Source organism: Caulobacter sp. 1776 (genome assembly GCF_040545685.1).
Classification (GTDB): Bacteria; Pseudomonadota; Alphaproteobacteria; order Caulobacterales; family Caulobacteraceae; genus Caulobacter.
The window spans coordinates 470,049-496,370 of the sequence record NZ_JBEPMI010000001.1; the positions used below are offsets into that span (position 1 = coordinate 470,049).

The following is a 26,322-nucleotide window of genomic DNA, read 5'->3' on the forward strand; positions in this document are numbered from 1 at the left end:
CCACGGTCAAGCGGCGGAAAACAACGCCTTGTCGAACGCCTCGCCGGCCTTCAGGGCCGACTTGGCGCCAAGCACGGCGGTGGCGGCGCGGCCCTTGGCCAGCAGGCGCCGGCCCAGGCGGGCGACGTCGGCGGGCGTCACGGCGTCGACCTCGGCGGCCAGCTCCGCCGGCGGATAAAGGCGGTCGAACAGCAGCACCTGTCCGGCGCCTTGCTCGGCGCGCGACAGCGGCTGCTCGCGGGCCATGAACATGTGGGCCTTCAGCTGGGCCTTGGCGCGGGCCAGCTCGGCGTCCTCGATGTGAGCCGCCAGCTTGGCGATCTCCTCGGCGCAGACCTTGGCGGTCTCCACCGCGTCGCCGGCCGCGCAGCCGGCATAGACGCCCAGCGCGCCATGATCGGCGTAGGTGTCGGCATAGGCGTCAATGTTGTAGGCGAGCCCGCGCTTCTCGCGCGCTTCCTGGAACAGCCGTGAGGACATGCCGCCGCCCAGGCACTCGGCGAAGATCCGCAGGGCGAAATAGTCGTCCTCGCGCGAGCCGCAGGCCGGCAGCATGAACACCAGATGCGCCTGCTCCAGCTTGCGGCTCTCGGCCCGCGGACCACCGATGAAGCTCGCGGGATCCGGCGCCGTCGCGCCGGGGGCGGCGGGCAGGTCGCCGAAGGCGCGCTCGGCGGCGGCCATCAACTCGGCTTCGCTCACGGCGCCGGTGGCGCTGACCACCAGGCGGTCGGCGGCGTAGAGCGCGGCGCGCCAGTCGGACAGGGCGTCGACCGAGGCGGCCTCGACGGTCGTGTCGCTACCCAGGATCGGACGGCCGACCGGATGGTCGCCCCAGGCCGCGCGCTGGATCAGGTCGAAGACATAGTCGTCGGGCGCGTCGGCGGCCTCGGCGATCTCCTGGGCGACCACCTGCTTCTCGCGGGTCAGGTCGGCCGGATCCAGCGTTGGGCGACGAACCAGGTCGGCGATGACGTCCATGCCAAGGTCCAGGCCGCCCTTCAGGGCGCGGACCTGGAAGCTGGTGCGCTCATAGCCGGTGGCGGCGTTGATCGAGCCGCCTTCGCTCTCGATCACCTCGACGATGTCTCGGGCCGAGCGCGCGCCAGCGCCCTTGAACACCATGTGTTCCAGCAGGTGCGACCAGCCCGAGCGCGCCGGATCCTCGTAGGTCGCTCCCCGTCCCGCCACGACCGTCAGGGCCAGGGTTTCGAGACCCGGCATCGGGTCGCAGACGACACGGACGCCGTTGGGGAGGGTGCGGAGGGAAGCGGTCATGAGCGGCGGTATCTAGGCGCTCGCGCGCCTAAACGCCAGTCCGGCCTCAACTATTGGCCACGAAGGTCCGCACGAAGGCCTTTACCGACGAACCGTCGGCCGGCAGGCGCTCGAATTTCTCCGGCTTCTTGGAGAGGTCCGGCGTGGCGCGCGGCGTCGTCGGGGCAAGGCCGGTAGCGGCCAGCACGGCCTCGGGGAACTTGGCCGGGTGAGCGGTCGAGAGCACCACCACCGGGATCGACGGATCGACACGCACGCCCGCGGCGGCGGCCAGGCCGACGGCCGTGTGCGGATCGACGACCTCGCCGGTTTCGTTCAGCGTCGCCAGCATGGTCTTGGCGGTGTCGGCCTCGCTGACCGACGCGCCGCGGAACAGCTCGCGCATCCAGCCGTGGGCGCCGGGCGGAATGTCCAGCAGGCCGGTGTCGGCGAAGGCGCGGAAGGCGCGGCCGGTCTCGACGCCGTCGCGACGCACGGCTTCGAAATAGAGGCGCTCGAAGTTGGAGGCGACCTGGATGTCCATGGCCGGGCTCTGGGTCGCCGCCACCGCGCCGCGCGCATAGCGGCCGTCCTCGAAGGCGCGGGCCAGGATGTCGTTGGAATTGGTGGCGGCGGTCACCGAATGGATCGGCAAGCCCAGCTTCTTGGCCACGAAGGCGGCGTAGGCGTCGCCGAAATTGCCGGTCGGCACCACGAAGGCCACCTCGCGCTGCGGCGCGCCCAGGGCGACGGCGGCGGTGAAGTAGTAGACGCTCTGGGCCGCGATCCGCGCCCAGTTGATCGAGTTGACGCCTGACAGGTCGACGGCGTGGCGGAACTGGTCATCCTGGAACGCCGACTTGACGATGTGCTGGCAGTCGTCGAACGAGCCCAGGATCGAGACACAGGCGACATTGCTGTCGGTCGCCGTGGTCATGAACCGGCGCTGCACCTCGCTGATCCGGCCTTCCGGGAAGAGGGCGACGATGCGGGCGTTCTTGCGGCCCCGGAACGCCTCGACGGCCGCGCCGCCGGTGTCGCCCGAGGTGGCGCAGATAATGGTCATCTTCCGCGACTGGCGTTCCAGCACATAGTCGTAAAGGCGGCCCAGCAGCTGCATCGCAACATCTTTGAAGGCCAGGGTCGGGCCGTGGAACAGCTCCAGCAGGTAACGGTTGGCGGTCAGCTGCTTCAGCGGGACGACGGCCGTGTGGGCGAAGGTGGCGTAGGCCTCCTCGCACATGTCGGCCAGGTCATCGGTCGGAATGTCGTCGCCGACGAACTTGCCGACCACGGCGGCGGCCACCTGGGCGTAGGGCTTGCCCGCGAAGCCGGCGATCTCCTTGGCCGAGAAGCTGGGCCATTCGGAGGGCACGTACAGGCCGCCGTCGGGGGCCAGGCCGGCCAGCACCGCATCCAGGAAGCCGATGGACGCGGACTGGCCGCGGGTCGACACGTAGCGCATCAGGGTCTCAATCTCCGCCAGAGCATGGCGGCATAGATAAACAGCAGGGTTACGGCAAGACCGAACCACGTCAGGGCGTATTCCAGGTGCCGATTGGAAATTTCTGCCGGCAGCGGCGCGGGAGCGATTTCGGCGGGCGCCGGCGTCTCGGCCTCGGCCATCAGCACCAGCGGCGCTGGCTTGCGGCCGGGGAAGCGGCTCAGGATCTTGGCGCGGTCGCCGCCCAGCTGCTTGATTGGCGTCAGTACGCCGACGACGTGACGGGGCGCGTCGAAGGATCGCGGCGGCGGCGCGACCTGGCCCGTCAGGGCCGAGACAACGCCACGATCCACCAGGATCATGTTGTAGGGCCCGGCCAGCACGGCGCAGGGAGCCTGGGCGCGCCAGACCACGTCGCCGTCGCGGACACCATAGACCAGCGGTAGAGACGCACCGGCGACGTCGCCGCAATCGACGCTGACCCGGGTCCAGGCCAGGTCCTCGGGCCGGGCGTCGGCCGTCAGCACCTGGATCAGCGGCAAGGCCGGCGCCGTCTTCAGGGTTTCGATTCGCGCCAGGACGCCTTGCTTCCAATGCAGCCGCTGGACCTGCCAGGCGCCCAGGCCGCAGAGGAGGGCGAAGGCGATACCCGTCGCGACCGTCAGGCCGACCGGGAAGCCAGGCTTCCGCGTCTGGACGTCAGACATCGCCCCGTCCCGCTTCGGAGGCCTTCTGAGCAATCTGGGCGGCGACCATCAGGCCCTTGGCCGGCCGCATCAAGCCGAGCGTGATCACGAACACCGCCGGCAGCCAGACCAACAGCAGCAGCCAGACCGGCCAGTTCCAGGCGAACATCGAAAACAGCGCCCCGAACGCGCAGACCGTCCCGGCGATCAGGATCACGAACGTCGCCGCGCCGTCGCCGGTCTCGAACTTGCCCAGCTCGAAACCGCAGGCCTCGCAGCGCGGCGCGACTTTCAGAAAGCCGTCGAACAGATAGCCCTCGCCGCAGTGGGGGCACAGGCCGCGCGCGCCGGCGGCGTAGGGGTTGGTCTTGGTCATCGTGGACTAAGCCTCAAAACGAAAAAGGCCCGGAACGCTGTCTGGCGTTCCGGGCCCCTCGGGATCTTTCGATCTAGTGGGGCGAGCCCCCGAAGATCACGTAGATGAATGCGAACAGGAACAGCCAGACCACGTCCACGAAGTGCCAGTACCAGGCGGCCGCCTCGAAGCCGAAGTGCTGCTTGGGCGTAAAGGCGCCGTTCAGCAGGCGGATCAGGCAGACGATCAGGAACAGGGTGCCGACGAACACGTGGAAGCCGTGGAAGCCGGTGGCCAGGAAGAAGGTCGAGCCATAGAGGCCCGAGTTCACGGCGGCTTCCGAATAGAACAGCTGCTCGTGGTTGATGTGGCTGTACTCGTAGACCTGGATGCAGGTGAACAGAGCGCCCAGCAGGATGGTCAGGATCAGGCCCCACTTGGCGCCCTTACGGTCGCCGACCTGCAGCGCGTGGTGGGCCCAGGTGACGGTGGTGCCCGAGAGCAGCAGGGTCAGGGTGTTGACCAGCGGCAGGTGCCAGGGCGAGACGGTCTCGACGCCGGCGGGCGGCCAGGTGGCCCAGGCGGTGCGGACTTCCTCGATCGCCGACAGCGTGCGGTGATGATGGAACAGCGCCATCTCGAAGAACATCCAGAACCACGCCACGAAGAACATGACTTCCGAGGCGATGAACAGGATCATGCCGTAGCGCAGGCCGATGGAGACGACCGGGGTGTGGTCGCCGGCCTTGGCTTCCTTGGCCACGTCCGACCACCAGCCGAACATGGTGTAGAGCACGCCCGCGACGCCGGCGGCGAAGATGGCCCAGTTGCCCTTCTCGATGCCGAACACGCCGCCCTTGATCCAGCCGATGAGGCCGATCGCCATGACGGTGGCCGAGGCCGAACCCACGAAGGGCCACGGGCTGGGCGGAAGGATGTGGTAGTCGTGTTTGACGGCGCCGGCCATGTTGCTGCTAACCCTTATATCCCTCTGAGCACGGTCGCTGGTCCCCCCGCGCCGTGGTCGTTGTGAACGCTATAGCCCTCTCGACGGTGCGCCGCCAAGGGGTTCGACGATACGAGGCGTCGCCGAAGCGGCCACTTTGCTGCTCTTGCCGTCATCGACGGCCGGGAAGAACGTGTACGAGAGCGTGATCTCGTTCTTGCCCTTGGTTTCGGGATCGTCCGCGAACTGGGGATCCACGAAATAGACGACCGGGAACTCCACCGTCTGGTGGGGCTGGATCGTCTGGCTGGTGAAGCAGAAGCACTCCAGCTTCTGGAAGTACGGACCGGCCGATTCGGGCACCACGTTGTAGAGGGCCCGGCCGGTCTGCGGCTTGTCGGTCGGGTTGGAGACCTTGAAGAAGGCCAGGCCCGTGTCGCCGATGCGGATGTCCTGACTGGCCTGCAAGGTCTGGAACCGCCACGGCAGCTCGCGGATGTTGGCGTCGAAGCGGACCTTGATCTTGCGATCCAGGATCCGGGTCGGCTTGGCCACCGCCTTGCGGACCGTGCCGTCGAAGCCGGTGGCCTGGCAGAACAGCTTGTACAGCGGCACGGCGGCATAGGCCGCGCCGACCATGCCGAAGAACGCGGCCGCGCAGATCAGGGCCACCTTGCCGTTGCGGCGGGCGGCAAGCTCCTGCGGCGTGAGATCCGCCTTAGGGGTGGGGATGCGCGACATTGGCGCCGAGCCTTACGAGGGTGACGACGAAGACCAGGATGACGAAGGCCACCAGACCCAGGCCGAGCGCGATGTTGCGCCCTTCCCGAGCCTTCTTGGCCGCGTCCTTATCGCCAAGGTTGTTTGGGGGTTGATTCACTTCAGCAGCTCCAGGGCGCGCACGCCCGCCACGGCCTCGCCCAGCAGGGCGGCGAACAGGGCGAAAAGATACAGGATCGAAAAGGCGAACAGGTTGCGCGCGGCCTTCGAGCCGGCGGCCTTCTCGTCCTCGGAGACGTCGTAGAGCGCGCGGTCCGCCACGCGCGGGTCGGCCGCGTCGCCGGCCTTGCTGGCGAACACGCGCGCCGCCAGGATCAGGAACACTACGCCGCCCAGGGCCGCCACGGCCAGGTAGATCGGGCCGCCCAGGCCGGTCAGCACCGGCGACAGGCAGATCGGGATCAAGAGCAGGCTGTAGAGCAGGATCTGCTTGCGCGTCTCCTTGGCGCCCTTGACCACCGGCAGCATCGGCACCCCGGCCTTGGCGTAGTCGGTGGTGACGTACAGCGACAGGGCCCAGAAGTGCGGCGGGGTCCAGAAGAAGATGATCGCCACCATCAGCCACGCGTTCAGCGGGGCCGAGCCCGTGGCCGCGGCCCAGCCGATCGCGGGCGGGAGCGCTCCCGCGAGCCCGCCGATGACGATGTTCTGCGCCGTCCAGCGCTTGAGCCACATCGTGTAGACGACGGCGTAGAAGACGATGGTGAAGGCCAGCAGGCCGGCCGCGAACCAGTTGATCGCGAAGCCCAGGAACATCACCGAGAGGAGCGAGAGCACCACGCCCAGCGAGGCGGCTTCCTCGGCCTTGACCTTGCCGGCGGGGACCGGACGGCCGCGCGTGCGGCGCATCTGCTGGTCGATGTCGGCGTCGTACCACATGTTCAGCGCGCCCGAGGCCCCGGCTCCGACGGCGATGCACAACACCGCGATCGCGCCCAGCACCGGATGGATCGGCGCGCGGGCGGCCAGCAGGCCGGTCAGGCCGGTGAACACGACCAGGGACATGACGCGCGGCTTCATCAGCTGGAAATAGTCCTGCCAACGCGCGGTCTCTGTGGTGTCCGGCTGAACGGTCTCCGAGGTCATGGCGAGGGTCTTCGACATCGAGGGGAATATATCGGTCTTCAATGGGCGAAGGGCGCGGCCTGGACCCTTAAGGATCCCGACCGCGCCCCGCTTTCTCAAGTCCGGTTAAGGACGACGAGCCTCAGTGGTGGCCGTCTTCCCGGATCACCGGCGGTTCGCTGAACTGGTGGAACGGCGGCGGCGAGGACAGGGTCCATTCCAGCGTGGTGGCGCCTTCGCCCCACGGGTTGGCCTCGGCCTTGCGGCGACGGATCGCGGCCTCCGCCAGCAGGACCAGGAACACGAGCACGCCCACGGCGGTGATCATGTAGCCGACCGACGACACGTAGTTCCACTTGGCGAAGGCTTCCGGATAGTCGACGTAGCGACGCGGCATGCCCTGCAGGCCCAGGAAGTGCTGCGGGAAGAACACCAGGTTCACGCCGACGAACATGATCCAGAACTGCGTGCAACCCAGGAACTCGTTGTATTTCACGCCCCACATCTTCTCGAACCAGTAGAAGAAGCCGGCGAAGATGGCGAACACGGCGCCCAGGCTGAGCACGTAGTGGAAGTGCGCGACGACGTAATAGGTGTCGTGCAGGCTGTAGTCGATGCCGGCGTTCGACAGGACCACGCCGGTCACGCCGCCGACGGTGAACAGGAAGATGAAGCCGATCGCCCACAGCATCGGCGTCTTGAAGTCCAGCGAGCCGCCCCACATCGTGGCGATCCAGCTGAAGATCTTCACGCCCGTCGGGACGGCGATGATCATCGTCGCGGCCACGAAATAGGCGCGCAGGTTGATGCTCATGCCGACCGTGTACATGTGGTGCGCCCACACGACGAAGCCGACGAAGCCGATGGCGACCATCGCGTAGGCCATCGCCAGGTAGCCGAACACCGGCTTCTTGGAGAAGGTCGAGACGATGTGGCTGATGATGCCAAAGCCCGGCAGGATCAGGATGTACACTTCCGGGTGGCCGAAGAACCAGAACAGGTGCTGGAACATGACGGGGTCGCCGCCGGCCGACGGGTCGAAGAAGTGCGTGCCGAAGTTGCGGTCGGTCAGCAGCATGGTGATGGCGCCGGCCAGGACGGGCAGCGACAGCAGCAGCAGGAAGGCGGTGATCAGCACCGACCAGGCGAACAGCGGCATGCGGTGCAGGGTCATGCCCGGCGCGCGCATGTTGAAAATCGTCGTGATGAAGTTGATCGCGCCCAGGATCGACGAAGCGCCGGCCAGGTGGAGCGACAGGATCGCCAGGTCCATGGCCGGACCCTTGTGGCCGATCGTCGACAGCGGCGGATAGATCGTCCAGCCGCCGCCGAAGCCGTGGCCCGGACCGCCGTCGACGAACATCGAGGTGCAGAGCAGGACCCAGGCGGCGACCAGCAGCCAGAACGAGATGTTGTTCATCCGCGGGAAGGCCATGTCCGGCGCGCCGATCATGATCGGAACGAACCAGTTGCCGAAACCGCCGATCATGGCGGGCATGACCATGAAGAAGATCATGATCAGGGCGTGGGCGGTGACGACGGCGTTATAGCCGTGCTTGCCCTTGAACAGACCCATTTGGGCCAGCACGCCGGTGTCCGAGAACACCTGGATGCCCGGCTCCATCAGCTCCCAGCGGATCAGGCCCGACAGGGCGCCGCCGACCAGGCCCGCCATGATGGCGAACAGGATGTACAGCGTGCCGATGTCCTTGTGGTTCGTCGAGAAGAACCAGCGGGCGAAGAAAGGCGGCTTGTGGTCGGCGTCGTCGTGACCGCCGTGGTCGTGAGTGTCTGCGGCGTGAGCCATCGGACTTCTATCCTGCGATCGTATCTTAGGCCGCCGGCGCGGCGGGAGCCGCGGCCGGAGCGGAAGCGGGAGCGGCCGGAGCCGAAGCGGGGGTCGCGGCGGCGGCGGCCGGAGCGGCCGGCGCGGCGGCCGGAGCCGGCGGAGCGGCCTTCTCCTTGACCCAGGCGTCGAACTCGCCCTGCGAGACCACGTGGATCTCGATCGGCATGTTCGAGTGGTCGACGCCGCAGAGTTCAGAGCATTGGCCGTAGAACACGCCGGTGCGCTCGGCCTTGAACCAGGTTTCGTTCAGACGGCCCGGAATGGCGTCGATCTTCAGACCGAAGGCCGGCAGGGCGAAGGCGTGGATCACGTCGGCGCCGGTGACCTGGACGCGGACGACCTGATTGACGGGAACGACCATCGCCTTGTCGGCGGCCAGCAGGTACGGGACCTTCTTGGCCTGCGCCTGTTCCTTGGTCAGCGGCAGCGACACGATCTCGCTGATCTTCTGATCCGGATACTCGTAGCCCCAGTACCACTGATAGCCCGTGGCCTTCACGGTCATGTAGGGCTTGGGCATGTCGTTGTAGTGGAACAGCAGGCGGAACGAGAAGATGGCGATGACCATCAGGATCAGGACCGGAACCAGGGTCCAGACGATCTCGACCGTCGTGTTGTGGCTGAACTTGGCCGGGACGGGGTTCGCTTTCTTGTTGTAGCGCACCACGATCCAGATCAGCAGGCCCAGCACCAGCAGGGTGATGCCCGTGATGATCGGCATCAGGATGATGTTGTGGAACCAGATCGCGTGGTGCTTCAGCTCCGACGCGGCGGGCTGAAGGTCGATGGCGCCCGGCGTGGGCTGGCCCATCAGATCCTCGGCGAGGGCCTGCCCCGCGAAAGCCATCGTAGCGGCGAGGGCGGACGCGCCCGTCATGATCCGCCGAATCCCCGAAAATTGCGCCTTCATATCCCTCACGGCCCGTTTCGGCGGCGGATCGACCCCTGGAGGCCGCGCCGCGCCGACTTGCACTTACGATCCTCGATCCGACGCTCCGCCATCGACTTCGCCGACCTTAAGTCGCGCATCGACGCACAGCCCGCCCCAAGGACCGGTCCGGAGGCTGCATACGCGCATCGCCAGCGGTTGCCAAGCGCCAGAGACCACGCGCGGGGCATGGGATTGCCCGGTTATCCCCGGCTGAGCGCTCTGCGGCTTCCCAAGTCGGCGAAACGGCTTTCCGCATCATTACGTATCGTTCATCAGTAGGTACCTTGCATCACTCAGTACCTGGCGGTAGAAGAGAGCATCCAAGGAGGCGAGGACATCGTGCCGGAAGCCATTGAAATCCAATTGAAGAAAGGCGTGCTGGCGCTGTGCGTGCTGGCCCTGCTCTCGCACGCCGACAGCTACGCCTACGAGATCGCCAGCAGGCTCACGAGGGACATCGATATGGGGGAAGGGACGATCTATCCGCTGATGCGCCGCATGCAGTCGGATGGGCTGGTCGAGACCTATCTGGTCGAAAGCCAGAGCGGTCCGCCGCGCAAGTACTACCGCCTGACCACGCTGGGGCGCCAAAGCCTCGAGCAGCAAAAGGCCGAGTGGACCACGTTCGCCAATGCGGTGAACGACATCGTGGGAGCCTCCGCATGACCCGCGCCGAATTCATCGCCCGCCTTCGCCGAGGCCTGGCCGGCCTGCCGGTGACCACGATCGCCGACATCGTCGCCGACCACGAGGCCCACTTCGCCGACGCCCAGGACGCGGGCCGCAGCGAGGCCGAGACGGCCGCCGCGCTCGGCGATCCCGATCGCCTGGCCCGCGAAATGCGCGCCGAAGCCGGCCTCAAGCAGTGGGAAGAGCGCAAGAACCCTTCCAACGCCGTGGCCGCCGTCATCGCCCTGCTGGGCCTGGGCGCGCTGGACGTGATGTTCCTGCTGCCCCTGCTGATGGGCGTGCTGGGAGCGCTGTTCGGGGTCCTGGTCGCGGTCATCACCCTATTCATCGCCGGCGGCTTCGTCTTCGCCATGGGGCCGCTGACCCTGCCCCCGGGCGGGCCGATCACCGCCTTCCTGGCGGGCCTGGGCCTGATGGCCACGGCCACATTCCTCGGCGCCCTGCTGACCGCCGTCACGGTCGGCGTCGTCAACGCGGTCGTCTGGTACGGCCGACTGCACTTCCGGCTCCTGAAGCCGGCCATGAACCAGGCCTGATGGGCGCGAGGAGGGGACCATGTTGATCCGCAACACACTCATTGTCGGCGTCGCCAGCTTCGCGCTCGCCATCGCCTGCTTCGCCGGGGTGGCGGCCATCGCCGGCCCGGAAATCATGAAGAACGGCTGGACGCTTCCGTTCGACAACGACGGTGACACCATCATCGTCCGTGAGAACGGCAAGGTGATCCGCACGGGCCGCCATATCCGCGTCGCCGGCGAGCGACCTTCGCCGGCCGTCGACCGCACCTTCGCCTGGACGGGCAAGGACCAGTTGATCATCGACCTGCCGGTCGACGTGGTGTTCATCCAGGGCGCGGAGGCCAAGATCGTGGCCTCGGGACCGAAGCGCTACATCGATCGGCTGCGCGTCGATGGCGGCCGCATCAGCCTCGACGAAGGCGACGACATCGACCACGACAGCCTGACCATCGACAATCACGGCATCCGGGTGGAGAGCGACTCCGACCGCGTGAAGATCACGGTCATCGCGCCGGACGTCACCAAGTTCGACGTGCGCGGATCGGGCGATCTGGAGATCCGCCGCTACGACCATCCCGCCTTCGCCGTGACGGTCAGCGGCAGCGGCGACGTCGAGGCCGCGGGCCGGGTCGACAGCGTCGCGGTCGACAATTCGGGCTCGGGCTACGTGAACCTTGCCGACCTTAAGGCCAAGGACGCGGTGTTCGACGTCTCCGGCAGCGGCGGCGGCGCGCTGTTCGCCACGGGCAAGGCCAAGATCGACATCTCCGGCAGCGGCGACGTCGAGCTGCGCACCGAGCCCAAGCTCGTCAGCAGCGAGATCAGCGGCTCGGGCGAAATCCGCCGCGAGTACTGATCCGGTCGCTTGCGACAATAGGGGCGGGGTGACGGACGCGTTCGGAAAGCCTACCTGTAGGCTCATGAACGCTCCTCTCCCCGCTTCTTCGCTTTCCCTGCTGGACGCCGCCGGCGTCGACCCCCAAGCCGCCCGATCGATCCTGGGCGAGGCCCTGGCCGGCGCCGACGACGGCGAACTGTTCCTCGAACGCTCCGAGAGCGAAGCCTTCGTCTTCGACGACGGGCGCCTCAAGAGCGCCTCCTACGACAGCGGCGAGGGCTTCGGCCTGCGCGTCGTGGCCGGCGAGACGGCGGGCTACGCCCACGCCGCCGAGATCAGCGAGGCCGCCATCCGCCGCGCCGCCGATTCGGCCAGCCTGGCCAAGCGCGGCCATGCCGGCGTCTCGGCCGAGGCGCCGCGCTCGACCAACGAAAAGCTCTATGGCGAGGACAATCCGGTCGCGTCGCCCGACTTCTCCGACAAGGTCTCCTTGCTGCAGGAGATCGACGCCTTCGCCCGCGCCCGCGACCCGCGTGTCGTCCAGGTGATGGCCTCGATGGCCGGCGAGCGTCGCGTGGTCGAGATCCTGCGCGCCGACGGCAAGCTGATCCGCGACGTGCGCCCTCTGGTGCGGGTCAATGTCCAGGTCACCGTCGAGAAGGACGGCCGCCGCGAGAACGGCTCGTCCGGGGCTGGCGGCCGCGCCGGCTTCGCGGCCTGGATCTCGCCGGACAAGTGGCAAGACCAGGTCGACGAGGCCCTGCGCATGGCGCTGGTCAATCTCGACGCGGTCGCCTGCCCGGCCGGCGAAATGGACGTGGTGCTCGGCCCCGGCTGGAACGGTGTGCTGCTGCACGAGGCCGTCGGTCACGGCCTGGAGGGCGACTTCAACCGCAAGGGCATCAGCGCCTTCTCGGGCCGTATCGGCGAGCGCGTGGCGGCCAAGGGCGTCACGGTGTTCGACGACGGCTCGCTGCCGGGCCGCCGGGGCTCGCTGACCGTCGACGACGAGGGCACCCCGACCGAGCGCACCATCCTGATCGAGGACGGCATCCTCGTCGGCTACATGCACGACCGGATGAGCGCGCGGCTGATGGGCATGAAGGCCACCGGCAACGGTCGCCGCCAGTCCTACGCCCACATGCCGATGCCGCGCATGACCAACACCGGCATGCTGGCGGGCAACGACGATCCCCAGGAAATGATCGCCTCGATGAAGCGCGGCCTCTACTGCGCCAATTTCGGCGGCGGCCAGGTCGACATCACCAACGGCAAGTTCGTCTTCCAGTGCACCGAGGCGTATCTGGTCGAGGACGGCAAGATCACCGCCCCGGTCAAGGGCGCGACCCTGATCGGCGACGGCCCCAGCGCCCTCACCCGGGTGACGATGATCGGCAACGACTTCGACTTCGACCCCGGCATCGGCGTCTGCGGCAAGTCCGGCCAGGGCGTGCCGGTCGGCGTGGGCCAACCGAGCCTGAAGATCACCGGCCTGACGGTGGGCGGGACGGCGGTCTAATCCTCACTCCGCTCTCCCCGGCGAAAGCCGGGAAGAGCGGGTTTAGAGCCGCCGCTCCAGATACGTCACCGTCTTCTTGCCGCCGTGGATCTCGGCCGTCCCGACGGGAACGAACCCCAGCGCGGCGTGGAACCTGTCCGAGGCCGGATTGGGCGGATCGGAATTGACCTCGCAGACGATCCGTTCATGGCCGGCCGCCTTGGCCGCCGCGAACAGGTCGTCATAGAGCCGCCGCGCGAGACCTCGTCCCCGCGCGCTGTCGGCCACCACCACCCGGTCGACATAGACGAAGGCCGGGTAGCGCTCTCGGAACCACAGGAAGTTCGGGCTGTCGTAGTCGGCCGCCTGGTCGAAGGTCAGCAGCAGGGCGTCGGCCTCGCCGACCCGGCGGGCCACGAAGGCCTCGTCGACCAGATGCGCCAGTCGCTCCGGCTCCAGCCAGGACAGCTCGACGGCGTGGGCGTTGTTCAGCGCCAGCAGCGCCTCGCCGTCCGCGCCGGCGAGATCCTCCGCCGTCAGCGGCGTCACGGTGTCGGTCATCGGATCCCTCCCGTCCAAGACCCGCACCTATGGCCTGGAACCGCCGGCCGCAAGCCGATCCATGCCGATGATCAATGACAACCTTTCCAAGGTTTAATCCACATTTCACGCTTGTAACTTTCATCGGCGACGCCCCGCCGCCACGTTGCCCCCATCAAAAAGCGCTCCCCGGGAAGGGGCCGCAGGGGGACCCCGACGATGTTCGCGACCGCGTTATTGATCGCCCTCGCCGGCGCCGCGCCTCTGGACGACGATCAGGCCGTCGGCACGGCTGGCGCCGCGGCGGCCGCGGCCGCCCAGGACGTCGACCCCGCCCAGCGCGGTGTCATTCCCTACCCGCCCGAATTCTTCGCCGCCGCCCAGCCCAGCACCGCGCTGGACATGATCACTCGGCTGCCTGGCTTCACGCTGGAGCAGGGCGACAGCGCCCGCGGCTACGCCGGCACCTCCGGCAATGTGCTGATCAACGGCGAGCGCCCGACGACCAAGAACGAGTCGCTGGAGGACATGCTGCGCCGGATCGCGGCCCCGACCGTCGAGCGGGTCGACCTGATCCGCGGCGGCGCGCCGGGCATCGACATGCAGGGCCGCACGGTCATGGCCAACATCGTGCTCAAGCGCACGGTCCAGGTGCAGAAGGTCGTCAACCTCCAGACCTACTATTATCCGGACGGCTTCTTCGGTCCGATCCTGGAGCTGGAAGGCTCGCGTCGCGAGGGCGACACCGCCCTGGAAGGCTCGCTGAAAGCCACCATCGACCGCACGGACAACACCTACGACGGCGGCGTGCGCCTGCGCGCCAACGGCGCGGGCGTCCCGACTTCGAAGGACGCCCTGAAGGCCTATGACACCATCTACAACTACGTCCTGCGCGGCGCGGCGGAGCAGCCGATCCTGGGCGGCAAGACCAAGGTCAACGCCAAGCTGGAATATTTCGGCTACGACCGGGACGTGACCGCCACTCGGGTCTTCCCGGCCCCGGCTCGCGAGGTTACCGGCGAGAAGCTGCACAACTGGACTGGCGAGTTCGGCGCCCGCTACGATCGCAAGCTCTCCGACCGCACCGACCTGCAGCTGGTGGCGCTGCAGAACCTGGGCCGCGAGATCTACGGCTCGACCTTCGACGTCCCCACCCTGTCGGTCGACTACAAGTCCCGCACCGATACCGGCGAGACGATCCTGCGCTCGGAGCTGAAGCACCGGCGCTCGGACAACCTGTCGTTCGAGGCCGGCCTCGAGGGCGCCTATAATGTCCTGGACGGCGACACGACCTATTTCGAGAACAGCGTCTCGCTTCCCCTGCCGGCGGCCCAGGTCAAGGTCGAGGAACTGCGCGGCGAACTGTCGGGCAAGGCGATCTGGCGGGCCAGCCCGAAGCTGAACGTCGAGGCCGGGGCCCGCATGGAAGTCTCGCGCATCAGCCAGAGCGGCGACAGCGACCTGTCGAAGTCGTTCTTCTATCCCAAGCCCCGCGTGCTAGCGACCTGGTCGCCGACCACGACCGATCAGCTGCGCGTGCGGGTCGAGCGCGAGGTCGGCCAGTTGGACTTCGGCGACTTCGTCTCGTCGGCCGGCACCGAGACCGGCACGGTCGACGCCGGCAATCCGGACCTGGTGCCCGAGCGCCGGTGGGTGATCGAGACCGCGTGGGAGAAGCGTTTCTGGGGTGGCGGCGCGGTCGTCGTCAGCTGGCGCCACGCCGAGATCCAGGACGTCGTCGACCTCATTCCGATCAAGTCGGTCTTCGAGGCGCCCGGCAATATCGGCGACGGCGTCAACGACCTCTACCAGGTCAATGTGACCGTGCCGACCGACAAGCTTTCGATCAGCGGCGGTCAGCTGAAGGCGCGCCTGTCGTGGGCCGAAAGCGAGGTCACCGATCCCACCACCCACGTCAAGCGCCGCATCTCGGGCCAGACGCCGTTCACCTGCAATGTGAGCTTCACCCGTGACATGCCCGGCGGCAAGTGGAGCTGGGGCGCCAGCACGTCCTGCCAGAACGAGCAGCGCTACTACCGCATCGGCGAGGTGCGCACGTTCGCCTACGAGCCGTTTCTGCAGGGATTCTTCGAATGGCGTCCGCGCCGGGACCTGACCATCCGCACCGAGATGGCCAACCTGACCGGACGTCACAAGACTCGCACACGCGTCCTGTACGCGGGCAACCGCGCGTCCGGAATCGTCACCCAGGTCGAGACGCGCGAGACGCCGTTCGAACCGTACCTGTTCCTCAAGGTGCGAAAGAGCTTCGGGTAGGAGCGGAAAGCGGCCTCCGCGGTTTGAGCCACCGCGAAGGCCGTTCCCACCTGAGGTGAGGCGTGGCCCCTCCACGCCTTGGAGAAGGGCCCCAGTTCGTCGCTGGGGCCCTTCGTTCCTCTAGCCGGGCGCTAGGCCTGGCTGGAGACCGATGGGTCGCCGATCGGCGCGACGGTGGTGTCGTCCGAGCCGTGCGACCACTTCTTGAGGAACGGCGCTAGCACCAGGAACAGCACGCCGATCCCGATGGCCGCCAGGCCGATCACCTTGAACACCAGCAGCGACTGGGTCATGGCGGCGGCGGGGTCCAGCACCTGGCCGCCGATGGTCTCGGTCGAGGCGATGGCGGCGATCCAGCCGCCGAACAGGTTGGCCATGGCCAGAGCCATGTACCAGACGGCCATCACGAACGAGACGATCGACAGCGGCGACAGCTTGGTCATCTGCGACAGACCGACCGGCGACATAAACATCTCGCCGCTGGTGTGCAGCATGTACATCAGCACCAGGAAGATCAGCGGCATCTTGAAGGCGCCGTCGGCGAACCGGGCCCCGATCAGCAGGATCAGGAAGCCCGCCCCGACCTGGACCAGCGACAGGCCGAACTTGACGATCGGATTGGGGTTGATCTTGCGCGCCGTCAGCACCGTCCACAGGGCGGCGAAGACGGGGGCGAAGATCAGGATCCAGCCGGCGTTGATCGCCTGGGTCTGGGCGGCGTTGAAGGCCGTGTTGACCCACAGCTTGCCGGTCGTGGAGATCCCAGCGGCGGCCAGCTGCTCGGGCGCGCCCAGCACCACCGCGCCGCCGAACCATTCGACCGGCTTGGACAGCAGCTTCAGATTGACGTTGGTGGCCGCGAACAGGTTCAGCGACGAGCCGGCCTGCTCGAACAGGGTCCAGAACACCACCGCGCCCAACACCAGCACCGTGGCCAGCAACAGGCGCTCGCGCTCGACCTTCTCGCACTTGGCGAAGGCGAACCAGAGGATGTAGCCCAGCGAGCCGAACATCCCGGCCAGCAGGGTCGCGCTGACCACCGGCGTGTGCTGCACCAGCAGGAACACCACCACCACGGCCGCCATCGAGACGCCGTAGATCACGATCTCGCGGGAGATCGGACCGGCGACCTTTTCCTTCAGCTTGGCGCCCGCCGGTGGCTCGCCGCGGCCCAGCAGCCAGGGCTTGCCCAGCACGAAGATCAGGAAGCCGACCAGCATCCCCAGGCCGGCCGCGCCGAAGCCGGCCCACCAGCCGACATTCACCCCCAGCACGCCGCACAGGATCGCGGCCCAGAACGAGCCGAGGTTGATGCCGTAGTAGTAGAGGGTGAAGCCCGGGTCGCGGCGCGGATCGCCCTGCGGATAGAGCTGGCCGACCAGGGTGGCGACATTGGCCTTCATGAAGCCGACGCCCACGATGATCAGCGACAGGGCCAGCCAGAAGATGTTCAGGTACAGCGGGTCGCGGTCCTTCACGTCCAACCTGTACTGGCCCTTGGCCAGGACGGCGGGAACGGCGGCGTCGGCGGGCAGGCCCTTGATCGCGAAGTCGCCCGTCTCGGTCGCGGTGACCGCGTAGGGCTTGCCGGCCACGATCATCTTGGCCACGCGTTCGTCGCCCCGGCCCTCGGCCTGGAACTCGTAGACCTGGCCGCCATAGGTCAGGGTCTGGACGGCGGGCTTGCCCTCGATCGCCATGGTCAGGTGGCCGGCGACCAGCAGGATCGCCCCGAACGCGACGGCCTTGCGGGTGCCCAGATAGCGGTCGGCCAGGAAGCCGCCCAGCAGCGGCACGATATAGACCAGCGAGGTGTAGGAGCCGTAGTGGCCGCTGGCGACCTTCGGGTCGAACAGGAAGTGCTGCGTCAGGTAGAAGATCAGCAGGCCCCGCATGCCGTAGTAGGAGAAGCGCTCCCACATCTCGGCCAGGAAGCAGATGATCAGGCCGCGCGGATGGCCTTTCAGCAGCTGGATGACGACGGGAATGCCGGTCACCAGCGTGACCAGAATGCCCGCGGCGATAACGATATTCATACGCTAGCCTTGAACGTGACGAGTGGCGAGAACCCGACCCCCCTTGGTCAAATCGTCCTCGCCGGCCCCAATTGGCGGGGAGAAGATCACGCGGGCCTGCGTTTCACAAGCAACGCCTTGCCGGGCGGCCCGGGTGTCCCAATCTTTGGTTTGAAGCTTTGCCGCCGCCTCGCGCGTTTGCACGGCGAACCCTTTCCAGCGGGAGCCCCCCATGAAGATCCCCGACGAGAGCCATCCGATCACCATCACGCGCGCGCCCAGCACGGTGCGGGTCCTGTTCGAGGGTCACGAGATCGCCGACAGCGACGACGTGCTGGTGCTGAAGGAAGCCAACTATCCACCGGTCTATTACTTTCCGCGCGACGACGTGCGGATGGTGTTCCTGCGCCGGACCGACAAGGTCACCCACTGCCCCTACAAGGGCGACGCCAGCTACTTCACCATCTATCGCGACGCCCAGGTGATCGAGAACGCTGTGTGGTCCTACGAGGACCCGTTCCCGGCCGTCGGCCAGATCGGCAATCGCGTCGCCTTCTATCCCGAGCACGTCGAATTCCAGCTCGGCGACCTGACGGCGGCGGAGACAGAAGCGTTGAACGTCGATGAGGTGGTGCGCCACACCGACAGCGGTTCGGGCAGCAGCCAGGCCGAGCGGTGGCCGTCCAATGTCGACATGCCCGACCCCGATCAGGTCGAGCGCGACATCGACACCCCCTACCGCGGCGTTGGGTCGCTATAGGGTCAAGCCGGGCTTAAGCCCGCGTTAACCGCTGGGAGCGTGACCATAAGGTCGAGCTCCCACCAGAGGGGCGCGGAGGAAACCATGGCCTACGTCTCGTATTCCCGGACGTCTGCTGTTCACGCGACGACCACCACCCTGCCCCAGCGCCGTTTCGCCTGGGGTCGGCTGTTCGCTTTGGCGATGACCTTGAGCCTGTGGGTCGGAATCATCGCGGCGGCGCGGGCGATCTTCTAGAGACCGCCCGTCCGTCGATCGCGTCGTCTAGTAGGCGCAGTCGGTGAAGACGCGGCCGATGTCGCCCTTCCACTCGCCCTCGTAGAGCGACAGCAGGCGCTCGGCGGGGGTGATCCCGCTGTCGGCGATCTGCTCCAGTTCGCCCAGATAGATCGTCTCGTCCAGGAATCCGCCGTTCAGCTGGGCGCGGTTCTTCAGGCCCGAGCGGGCGATGGCCACGAAGTCCTTGGCCACGTCCTGGACGGTGCGGCCGGCGACCTTGGCCTTCAGGGCCAGCTTCGGCACGTCGCGGCGCAGGCCTTCACGGTCCTCGATCGTCCAGCCCTTACAGAGGTCCCAGGCGGCGGCCAGGGCCGCGTCGTCGTAGAACACGCCCGTCCACAGCGCCGGCAGGGCGCAGAGGCGGCTCCACGGGCCGGCGTCGGCGCCGCGCATTTCCAGATAGGTCTTCAGGCGAACTTCCGGGAAGGCGGTCGTGGTGTGGTCGGCCCAGTCCTTCATCGTGGCGATCTCGCCCGGCAGTTCGGGCAGCTTGCCCTCGATGAAGTCGCGGAAGCTGCGGCCGGCGACATCTATGTACTTGTCGCCGCGCTTGACGAAGTACATCGGCACGTCCAGCGCGTAGCGGGCGTAACGCTCGAAGTCGAAGCCGTCCTCGAACACGAAGTCGAGCAGGCCGGTGCGGTTCGGGTCGGTATCGGTCCAGACGTTGGCGCGGGCCGACAGGAAGCCGTTGGGCTTGCCTTCCGTGAACGGAGAGTTGGCGAAGAGCGCCGTGGCGATCGGCTGCAGGGCCAGGCTCATGCGGAACTTGGCGACCATGTCGGCTTCGCTGGAGAAGTCGAGATTGGCCTGCACCGTGCAGGTGCGCAGCATCATGTCGAGGCCGAGATTGCCGACCTTGGGCATGTAGTTGCGCATGATCACGTAGCGCCCCTTGGGCATGATCGGCACTTCGCCGCGCGTCCATAGCGGCGAGAAGCCCAGTCCCAGGAAGCCCAGGCCCAGCTCGTCGGCGACGGTCTTGACCTCGTCCAGGTGCTGGCCGGTCTCGTCGCAGATGTCGTGCATGGTCGCCAGCGGCGCGCCGGAAAGCTCGAACTGGCCGCCCGGCTCGAGGCTGACATTGGCCCCGTTGCGCTCAAGGCCAATGATGGTCGGCCCTTCCATGACCGGCTTCCAGCCAAAGCGCTGCAGGCCGGTCAGCAGGGCATGGACGCCCTTGCCGCCTTCGTACGGCACGGGCGCATGCGAACCGAGATAGAAGCCGAACTTCTCGTGCTCGGCGCCCACGCGGAAGCGCTCCTTGGGCTTTGAGCCCTGGGCGAAATAGTCGGTCAGATCGGCGAGCGTCAGCGGACGCTCTTGGACGCTAGCGGTATCGGCCATGCAAGCCGTCCCTCCCCAGGGGTTGCGATGCTGAGGGTGGAGAGGGCCCATTCTCTCCGCCGACGGCTAAACTCGGTCTCGCCCGGTTGGGCGTTTTCCCAGTTGGGCGTTTTCTTTGCGAACCTCAAGGGGCGACCTTCGCCATATATTTTTAGCGCCAGTCGCCCGCGGCGGCTTGCCAGAGCGTCATCGCCGATATGGCGGCGGTGTCGGCGCGCAGGATGCGGGGTCCCAGCGACACCGGCGTGACGAAGGAAAGCCCGCGCAGCCGTTCGCGTTCCTCGGGGGCGAAGCCGCCCTCGGGGCCGATCAGGATGGCGGCCGGCGCGCCGGTTCCGGCCAGCGCCTCGATCGCCGGACGGGCGTCGCCGCCCTCGTCGCAGAACACCAGGAGCCGGGCCGGGTCCCAGGCATCGAGGATCTTGTCCAGCTTCTCCGGATCGGCGATCTCCGGGACGTCCAGCCGGCCGGTCTGCTCGGCGGCCTCCATGGCGATGGCGTCCAGGCGCCCCAGCTTGACGAAGTCGACATTCGTTCGTCTGGTCACTGCTAGCCGCACCCTACGCGCGCCCAGTTCGGCGGCCTTCTCGACGATGGTCTCGACCCGGCCGCGCTTGACCATGGCGACGATCAGGTCGAGGTCCGGCCCGTAGGCCATCGGCCGGGTCTGCTCCTCGGCCTTCAGCAGGCAGCCGCGCTTGGTCGACTCGACGATGTTGGCCCGCCACTCGCCGTCGCGGCCATTGAACAGCAGAACCGCGTCGCCGACCGACTGGCGCATAACCGAGGTCAGGTAGCGCGACTGGTCGACGGACGGCACGACGCCGGCCCCGGCGGAGAGGTCGTTGGGAACGAAGAGACGGATCATTTCGTCTTTCTAGCGCAACAACAGTTTCCGGGGGTAGGGTCGGCGCATGAGCAAGTCAGACGACTACGAAAATGAGCTTCGCCAGCTCCAGCTCGCCCTGATCGAGATGCAGAAGAAGGCGATCAAGGACAGCTGGAAGATCCTGGTGATCTTCGAAGGCCGCGATTCCGCTGGCAAGGACGGCGCGATCGCCCGGGTCACCGAGCACCTGTCCAAGCGCGCCACCACCGTCGTGGCCCTGCCCAAGCCGAACGAGCGCGAGCGCAGCGAATGGTACTTCCAGCGCTATGTGGAATATCTACCGGCCTGCGGCGAGGCGGTGATCTTCAATCGCTCCTGGTACAACCGGGCCGGGGTCGAACGGGTGATGGGCTTCTCGACGCCGGAACAGCAGGAGCAGTTCCTGAAGGACGTGCCGGCGTTCGAGCGGATGCTGGTTGAGAACGGCCTTCGCTTCGTCAAGTTCTGGCTGGACATCAGCCGCGAGGAGCAGGCCCAGCGGCTGAAGGCGCGCCGCGACGACCCACTTAAGGCCTTCAAGACCAGCGACCTCGACAAGGTCGCCGAGGAGAAGTGGGACGACTACACCAAGGCCCGCGACGAGATGCTGATGCGCACCTCCTCGCCGGACGTCGCCCCGTGGATCTGCGTCCGCGCCGACCACAAGAAGGCCGCCCGGCTCAACGTCATCCGCTGGCTGCTGCACGCGGCCGGCGACAAGAAGCTGGTCAAGGGGATCGCCAAGCCGGACCCCAGCGTCATCTTCTCGTTCGAGCCGGCGGCCCTGGAGGACGGGCGGCTGGCGCGTTAGCGCTTTCTCCGCGCCGCGCGTTCGGCGGCGATCTCCAGGTTCTGGACGACCCGATATTGGACGATGTCGCGGATCAGGTCCGGCGGCAACGGCGCGTCGGGCTGGAACCGGATCGTGCCCTTGGCGGTCTCGAACCCGGCCAGCCGACCGGCGAAGCGGTCGACCACCCCGCCCGGATAGAAGGCGCAATGCTTCGCCGCCGCCCCGAAGTGGACGAGGTTACCGCTGAACTTGAAGGTCGGCAGGCCATAGCTGATCGCCTCTTCCGCCTCCGGAACCAGCGCGCGGATCTGGCCCCGCAAGGTCTCCAGCGCCGCGCGCTGGTCGGCCGGCAGCTTGGCCAGGTAGTCGTCGATCGAGGCGGCGGGCGGCTTCATCATCGTCATCGTCTCCAGCGGGCGGTCATCTGATCGCGAAACAAGGACGATCGGAAGGGCTCGACGCCGACACCGTCCGCATCCAGCTTCACAACCGCTCGCGGGCGTGGTGCTGTGCGCGTCCGTTGGGGAGACGCCGGACATGGACACGACGACCGCCAGGGCCGCCCGCACCTCAGCCCTGATCCGCCTGGCCATCGGCCTGATCCAGGGCATCGTTCTGTTCCTGCTGCAGAAGGCCGACGAGTCGAAGGCCTGGCCGGCGACCCAGCCGATGCTCTACGCGCCGCTGCTGGTCTGCGCCCTGATGGTCCCGCTGATCCCGCTGGCCGCCCTGTCGGCGATGCGCCGGACGTCGTTGATCGCCTGGAGCCTGATCGCGGCCGCCTTGGCGGCGATCCTGGCCGTCCACGCCGCCTGGACCGGCGCCGCGCCCGAGCGCCTGGGGGCCGGCCCCTTGTCGCCGCCGCTCTTCGTCGCCACGGCGGCGCTGCTGTTCATCGCCCATCACCTGATCCAGCCGGCCGACGCCGCGCGGCGTCCGGTCGCGCCGTACGCCGACTATTTCGACCTGGCCTGCACCAACGCCATCCGTCTGTTCCTGTCGCTGGCCTTCACCGGCGCCTTCTGGCTGCTGCTGTTCCTCGCCGGCGCGCTGTTCAAGCTGATCGGGGTCGAGGCGATCCAGAAGCTGATCGGCGAGACCGCCTTCGCCTTCCCGGCCACCGGCCTGATGTTCGCCGCCGCCGTCCACATGGCCGTGCAGCTGACCGAGGCCCGGGCCGGGCTGGTGCGTGGCGTGAGAACGGTCGGCCTGACCCTGCTGGCCTGGCTGTCGCCGCTGATGGTGGTGATCGCCGCCGGCTTCCTGGCCACCCTGCCTTTCACAGGCCTGGCGCCACTGTGGGGCACCAAGGCCGCCACGGCCCTGCTGCTGGCCGCCGCCGCCGCCCTGATCATCCTGGTCAACGCCGCCTATCAGGACGGCGGAGAGCCACCGCATCTGGTCCCGCGCCTGGCCGCCCGCGCCGCCGGCTTGCTGCTGATCCCGATCGTGATCCTGGCCGCCTACGCCCTGTGGCTGCGCGTAGACCAGTACGGCCTGACGCCGGACCGGGTCCTGGCGACCGCCTATCTGGTCGTCGCGATCGGCTTCACCATCGGCTACGCCATCGCCGCCGTACGGCCGGGCGCGTGGATGAAGCCGCTGGAGCCGACCAATCTGATCATGGCGGCCGTGTCGGTGCTGCTGCTGATCGCCCTGTTCACCCCGATCGCCGACCCGGCGAGGTTGTCGGTGGGAAGCCAGGTCAAACGGCTGGAGACCGGCAAGGTCACGGCCGACAAGTTCGACTTCCAGTTCCTGCGCTTCGACAGCGGGCGCTACGGCCGCGACGCGCTGGATCGGCTCGAGGCCGGCACGAACGTCGACGTCGCCAAGCGCGCCCGCGAGGCGATCGCCCTGAAGGAGAAAGCCTTCGCCCGCGCTCGGCAGGGGCCGAACTTCGCCAACATGCCGGTCTATCCGGCGGGCAAGACCCTGCCGGCGACCTTCCGCGCCCAGGACTGGGCGAACGGCGATTCGGACTCGACCTGCACCCTCGCTGGCATGCAGTGCGCGGCCCTGGTGCTGGATGTCGACGGCGACGGCATGGACGAAGTTCTGCTGGCCAGCGGCGGCAGCTTCGACGTGTTCAAATCCACCGATCGCGGCTGGCGGCGCGTGGCCCAGGCCAGTTCGTCCTGCAACGGCGCCGATATCGAAGCGGCGCTGAAGGCCGGGACCGTGAAGATGGATGAGCCGACGCCACGTCGCGACGTTCTAGTCGGCGATCAGCGCCTCGTCCTGTCGCCCACCGGCGATGGCTGTAGCGGTGCGTTCGCGAATGGAATGGGCTGGTACAAATCGGGCGTCATCCACGAGGACGTTCGCTAGACCACCCCCGCGCTGATCGCGTTGAGCCGGGCATAGACCCCGCCCTTCGCCGTCAGCTCGGCATGCCGGCCCTCCTCGACGACCCGGCCCTTCTGGAACACCAGGATCCGGTCGGCGCCGCGCACGGTCGACAGGCGGTGGGCGATGACGATCGTTGTCCGGCCCTCCATCAGCGCCTCGGCGGCGGCCTGAACCTGGCCTTCGGTCTCGACGTCCAGCGACGAGGTCGCCTCGTCCAGCACCAGGATCGGCGCGTCGGCCAGGAATGCGCGGGCGATGGCCACGCGCTGACGCTCGCCGCCCGACAGCTTGACGCCGCGCTCGCCGACCAGGGTGTCGTAGCCCTTGGGCAGGCGCAGGATGAAGTCGTGGGCCCGGGCCTTGGTCGCCGCGGCCTCGACCTCGTCGCGGGTGGCCCCGGGCTTGCCGTAAGCGATGTTCTCCAGCAGCGAGCGGTGGAACAGGGCCGGATCCTGCGGCACCACCGCGATAGCGCGGCGCAAGCTGGCCTGGGTGACCTTCGAGACGTCCTGGCCGTCGATCAGCACCGCCCCGTCCTGCAGGTCGTGCAGGCGCTGGATCAGCTTGACGAAGGTCGACTTGCCCGAGCCCGTCGGCCCGACCAGCGCCACCCGCTCGCCGGGGGCGATCTTCAGGCTGAAGCGGTCGTACAGGGGCGCGCCGGCCGCCTTGTAGCGGAAGGTCACGTCCTTGAACTCGATCGCGCCGGGCCCGGGCTGGAAGTCGGGCGCGCCCGGGGCGTCGGCGATCTGGGGCGTCAGCCGCGTCCAGGCCGCGACGTCCTCGGCGTCGTCCAGACCCTTCTGCATCATGCGGATGTTCTCGCCGAGGTTCCGCAGATAGCCGCTCATCAGCATGAAGGCGGTGATCGCGAAGGCGACGTCGCCCGGCGTGGCGGTCCCTTTCGCCCAGGCCCAGACCATCGAGCCGGTCAAGCCCGCTTGCAGCAGAACCAGCAGCAGGTTCTGGCCCAGCCAGACGTCGGTGAAGCGGTTCCAGGTGATCATCACCGCGTCGCGCCAGGCGGCCGTCACCTCGGCCAGGCGCTCGGCCTCGCGCGCCTCGGCCCCGAAGCTCTTGACGGTGGGGTTGGACGTCACGGCGTCGGCCAGCGCCCCGCCGATCTTCGAGTCCAGCGCATTGGAACGCAGGTTGCTGGGGCGGACATAGCGCTCGGTGACCAGCAGGTTGACGCTGAGATAGGCCGCGACCACGACCAGGGAGACGATCCCGGCCATCGGCTGGCGGACCAGCATGGCGATCGACAGGCCCAGCAGCACGATGATCCCAGGTCCCAGCCAGATCGTCACCGCGTCGGTCACGCTGTCATAGCCCCACATGGCCCGGGTCAGCTTGCGGACGGTCGCGCCGGCGAAGCTGTCGGCGTGCCAGTCGGACGAGAAGGCTTGGACCTTGGCGAAGCCCTCGTTGGTCATCTCCTCCATGTTCCGCGCCGCCAGCGGGATCCAGAAGCGCATGGCCAGGTTGCGGATCAACGAAAAGGCCAGATAGACGCCGATGAACATCGCCAGGGCCGACCAGGCCCCGGCGTCGCCGCGCGGCTTGCTGGTCACGGTGTCGACGAGATGGCCCGAGGCGTAGGGCAAGGCCAGGTCGAAGGCGATCGCCACCAGGGTCAGGCCGACGCCACAGCCGAACAGCACCGGCCGCCGCTTCCAGAACCGGGCGATGAAGCCCAGCACCTGGCGGTTGGACAGCGCGCGCTTGCGGGCGCCGATCTCGTCTTCGTCCTCGAAAGCGTCGGTCATGGCGGGGAGATAGTGCCTTAGCGCCCCGGCGTCATCCCGGCCGCTTGCGCCGTCCGCCGCCGAACGGCCGCCAGCGCAGGAACCAGACGATCGCCGGACCCACGACCGGCACGCGCAGCATGGGGCGCACGGCGTGGGGGCGGGTCTTCAGGAAGCACAGCACCGCGCCAATCCAGAACACCGTGGTTGGCAGGCCCGGCGTGACGATGCCCACCGCCCCCGTGGCCAGCAACGCCCCGCCAAGCCCGTCCAGGACCCAGCGTTCGGCGCGGGTCAGCGGGCGACGCGGTTTGCGACGGCGCTCAGGAGTCATTCAGTAACGGCCCCTCCCATTTCCGATCTCCCCGGCGACAGCCGGGGCCCAGATCGAGCCCGCAGACGTTCCTGATATGGCGAGCCCGTAGGCGCTACAACACCAGACGCTTCCGATGAATTTGGTCCTGGCTTTCGCCCGGAAGAGCGGAA

Annotated in this window: 26 protein-coding genes; 9 read left to right on the forward strand and 17 right to left on the reverse strand. The window is 67.8% G+C overall.

Translation table 11 applies throughout. The features are described from left to right. Positions 1-6: 6 nt before the first annotated feature. The 10 genes from ABIC66_RS02080 to coxB form a co-directional block, all read right to left on the reverse strand. Entirely contained in the window at positions 7-1,278 is a 1,272-nt protein-coding gene (locus ABIC66_RS02080) for a M16 family metallopeptidase (RefSeq protein WP_354067698.1), read from the reverse strand. A gap of 46 nt (positions 1,279-1,324) precedes the next feature. Beyond that, on the reverse strand, positions 1,325-2,722 hold the full coding sequence (gene thrC / locus ABIC66_RS02085; RefSeq protein WP_354067700.1) for a threonine synthase: 1,398 nt from the start codon (positions 2,720-2,722) through the stop codon (positions 1,325-1,327). Beyond that, complete coding sequence (locus ABIC66_RS02090; RefSeq protein ID WP_354067701.1) at positions 2,722-3,408, reverse strand: SURF1 family protein; 687 nt, start codon at positions 3,406-3,408, stop codon at positions 2,722-2,724. Before ABIC66_RS02090 ends, thrC begins: the two co-directional genes overlap by 1 nt. Continuing rightward, positions 3,401-3,763 carry a DUF983 domain-containing protein gene (locus tag ABIC66_RS02095; RefSeq protein ID WP_354067702.1) on the reverse strand — a complete coding sequence of 121 codons (363 nt, stop codon included), beginning with the start codon at positions 3,761-3,763 and terminating at the stop codon, positions 3,401-3,403. The genes ABIC66_RS02090 and ABIC66_RS02095 overlap by 8 nt, the downstream gene beginning before the upstream one ends. Before the next feature lie 73 nt (positions 3,764-3,836). After that, positions 3,837-4,709: a cytochrome c oxidase subunit 3 gene (locus tag ABIC66_RS02100; RefSeq protein ID WP_354067704.1), complete on the reverse strand. Its 873-nt coding sequence runs from the start codon at positions 4,707-4,709 to the stop codon at positions 3,837-3,839. A gap of 69 nt (positions 4,710-4,778) precedes the next feature. Then, the gene (locus ABIC66_RS02105; protein WP_354067706.1) at positions 4,779-5,429 is read right to left on the reverse strand and encodes a cytochrome c oxidase assembly protein; all 651 of its coding nucleotides are present in this window, start codon (positions 5,427-5,429) and stop codon (positions 4,779-4,781) included. Continuing rightward, positions 5,407-5,568 (reverse strand): cytochrome c oxidase system small membrane protein, encoded by a 162-nt coding sequence (locus ABIC66_RS02110; RefSeq protein WP_354067707.1) that lies wholly within the window; start codon positions 5,566-5,568, stop codon positions 5,407-5,409. Before ABIC66_RS02110 ends, ABIC66_RS02105 begins: the two co-directional genes overlap by 23 nt. Beyond that, positions 5,565-6,572, reverse strand: coding sequence for a heme o synthase (gene cyoE, locus ABIC66_RS02115; protein ID WP_354067709.1), 1,008 nt, complete (start codon positions 6,570-6,572; stop codon positions 5,565-5,567). Before cyoE ends, ABIC66_RS02110 begins: the two co-directional genes overlap by 4 nt. Before the next feature lie 103 nt (positions 6,573-6,675). Then, positions 6,676-8,340 (reverse strand): cytochrome c oxidase subunit I, encoded by a 1,665-nt coding sequence (gene ctaD / locus ABIC66_RS02120; RefSeq protein WP_354067711.1) that lies wholly within the window; start codon positions 8,338-8,340, stop codon positions 6,676-6,678. 25 nt (positions 8,341-8,365) lie between these two features. After that, entirely contained in the window at positions 8,366-9,292 is a 927-nt protein-coding gene (gene coxB / locus ABIC66_RS02125) for a cytochrome c oxidase subunit II (protein ID WP_354067713.1), read from the reverse strand. Between the two features lie 360 nt (positions 9,293-9,652). Here coxB and ABIC66_RS02130 point away from each other — a divergent pair, with 360 nt between their 5' ends. The 4 genes from ABIC66_RS02130 (at position 9,653) to tldD (ending at position 12,878) form a co-directional block, all read left to right on the forward strand. Then, positions 9,653-9,979, forward strand: coding sequence for a PadR family transcriptional regulator (locus ABIC66_RS02130; protein ID WP_354067715.1), 327 nt, complete (start codon positions 9,653-9,655; stop codon positions 9,977-9,979). After that, the gene (locus ABIC66_RS02135; protein WP_354067716.1) at positions 9,976-10,539 is read left to right on the forward strand and encodes a DUF1700 domain-containing protein; all 564 of its coding nucleotides are present in this window, start codon (positions 9,976-9,978) and stop codon (positions 10,537-10,539) included. The genes ABIC66_RS02130 and ABIC66_RS02135 overlap by 4 nt, the downstream gene beginning before the upstream one ends. 19 nt (positions 10,540-10,558) lie before the next feature. Further along, positions 10,559-11,377 carry a GIN domain-containing protein gene (locus ABIC66_RS02140; protein WP_354067718.1) on the forward strand — a complete coding sequence of 273 codons (819 nt, stop codon included), beginning with the start codon at positions 10,559-10,561 and terminating at the stop codon, positions 11,375-11,377. A 64-nt stretch (positions 11,378-11,441) separates the two neighbouring features. Beyond that, positions 11,442-12,878 (forward strand): metalloprotease TldD, encoded by a 1,437-nt coding sequence (gene tldD, locus ABIC66_RS02145; protein ID WP_354067719.1) that lies wholly within the window; start codon positions 11,442-11,444, stop codon positions 12,876-12,878. A 42-nt stretch (positions 12,879-12,920) separates the two neighbouring features. On the opposite strand, the gene ABIC66_RS02150 is transcribed toward tldD, so the two are convergent. Continuing rightward, the gene (locus ABIC66_RS02150) at positions 12,921-13,418 is read right to left on the reverse strand and encodes a GNAT family N-acetyltransferase (protein ID WP_354067721.1); all 498 of its coding nucleotides are present in this window, start codon (positions 13,416-13,418) and stop codon (positions 12,921-12,923) included. Positions 13,419-13,616: 198 nt separating this feature from the next. On the opposite strand from ABIC66_RS02150, the gene ABIC66_RS02155 reads away from it, so the two are divergent. Beyond that, entirely contained in the window at positions 13,617-15,674 is a 2,058-nt protein-coding gene (locus ABIC66_RS02155; RefSeq protein WP_354067723.1) for a TonB-dependent receptor plug domain-containing protein, read from the forward strand. A gap of 131 nt (positions 15,675-15,805) precedes the next feature. On the opposite strand, the gene ABIC66_RS02160 is transcribed toward ABIC66_RS02155, so the two are convergent. Further along, on the reverse strand, positions 15,806-17,710 hold the full coding sequence (locus ABIC66_RS02160) for a peptide MFS transporter (protein ID WP_354067725.1): 1,905 nt from the start codon (positions 17,708-17,710) through the stop codon (positions 15,806-15,808). Between the two features lie 211 nt (positions 17,711-17,921). Between ABIC66_RS02160 and ABIC66_RS02170 the strand changes: the two genes are divergently transcribed. Next, on the forward strand, positions 17,922-18,449 hold the full coding sequence (locus ABIC66_RS02170) for a DUF427 domain-containing protein (protein WP_354067726.1): 528 nt from the start codon (positions 17,922-17,924) through the stop codon (positions 18,447-18,449). A gap of 84 nt (positions 18,450-18,533) precedes the next feature. After that, on the forward strand, positions 18,534-18,686 hold the full coding sequence (locus ABIC66_RS02175) for a hypothetical protein (protein WP_354067728.1): 153 nt from the start codon (positions 18,534-18,536) through the stop codon (positions 18,684-18,686). A 27-nt stretch (positions 18,687-18,713) separates the two neighbouring features. Here ABIC66_RS02175 and ABIC66_RS02180 read toward each other — a convergent pair whose 3' ends face one another. Next, positions 18,714-20,075, reverse strand: coding sequence for a glutamate--cysteine ligase (locus ABIC66_RS02180; RefSeq protein ID WP_354067730.1), 1,362 nt, complete (start codon positions 20,073-20,075; stop codon positions 18,714-18,716). 151 nt (positions 20,076-20,226) lie between these two features. Then, positions 20,227-20,943 (reverse strand): 16S rRNA (uracil(1498)-N(3))-methyltransferase, encoded by a 717-nt coding sequence (locus ABIC66_RS02185; RefSeq protein ID WP_354067733.1) that lies wholly within the window; start codon positions 20,941-20,943, stop codon positions 20,227-20,229. 46 nt (positions 20,944-20,989) lie between these two features. On the opposite strand from ABIC66_RS02185, the gene ppk2 reads away from it, so the two are divergent. Beyond that, positions 20,990-21,754 (forward strand): polyphosphate kinase 2, encoded by a 765-nt coding sequence (gene ppk2 / locus ABIC66_RS02190; RefSeq protein ID WP_354067735.1) that lies wholly within the window; start codon positions 20,990-20,992, stop codon positions 21,752-21,754. Here the strand turns inward: ppk2 and ABIC66_RS02195 are convergent. Next, positions 21,751-22,134 carry an iron chaperone gene (locus ABIC66_RS02195; RefSeq protein WP_354067737.1) on the reverse strand — a complete coding sequence of 128 codons (384 nt, stop codon included), beginning with the start codon at positions 22,132-22,134 and terminating at the stop codon, positions 21,751-21,753. The genes ppk2 and ABIC66_RS02195 overlap by 4 nt on opposite strands. Positions 22,135-22,273: 139 nt before the next feature. Here ABIC66_RS02195 and ABIC66_RS02200 point away from each other — a divergent pair, with 139 nt between their 5' ends. Further along, a complete protein-coding gene (locus tag ABIC66_RS02200; protein WP_354067738.1) occupies positions 22,274-24,067 on the forward strand; it encodes a DUF4153 domain-containing protein in 1,794 nt (597 codons plus the stop codon). Here the strand turns inward: ABIC66_RS02200 and ABIC66_RS02205 are convergent. Further along, on the reverse strand, positions 24,064-25,857 hold the full coding sequence (locus ABIC66_RS02205) for an ABC transporter ATP-binding protein (protein ID WP_354067740.1): 1,794 nt from the start codon (positions 25,855-25,857) through the stop codon (positions 24,064-24,066). The two genes, ABIC66_RS02200 and ABIC66_RS02205, sit on opposite strands and share 4 nt — an antisense overlap. A 31-nt stretch (positions 25,858-25,888) precedes the next feature. Continuing rightward, complete coding sequence (locus ABIC66_RS02210; RefSeq protein WP_354067742.1) at positions 25,889-26,170, reverse strand: DUF454 family protein; 282 nt, start codon at positions 26,168-26,170, stop codon at positions 25,889-25,891. Between the last annotated feature and the right edge of the window lie 152 nt (positions 26,171-26,322).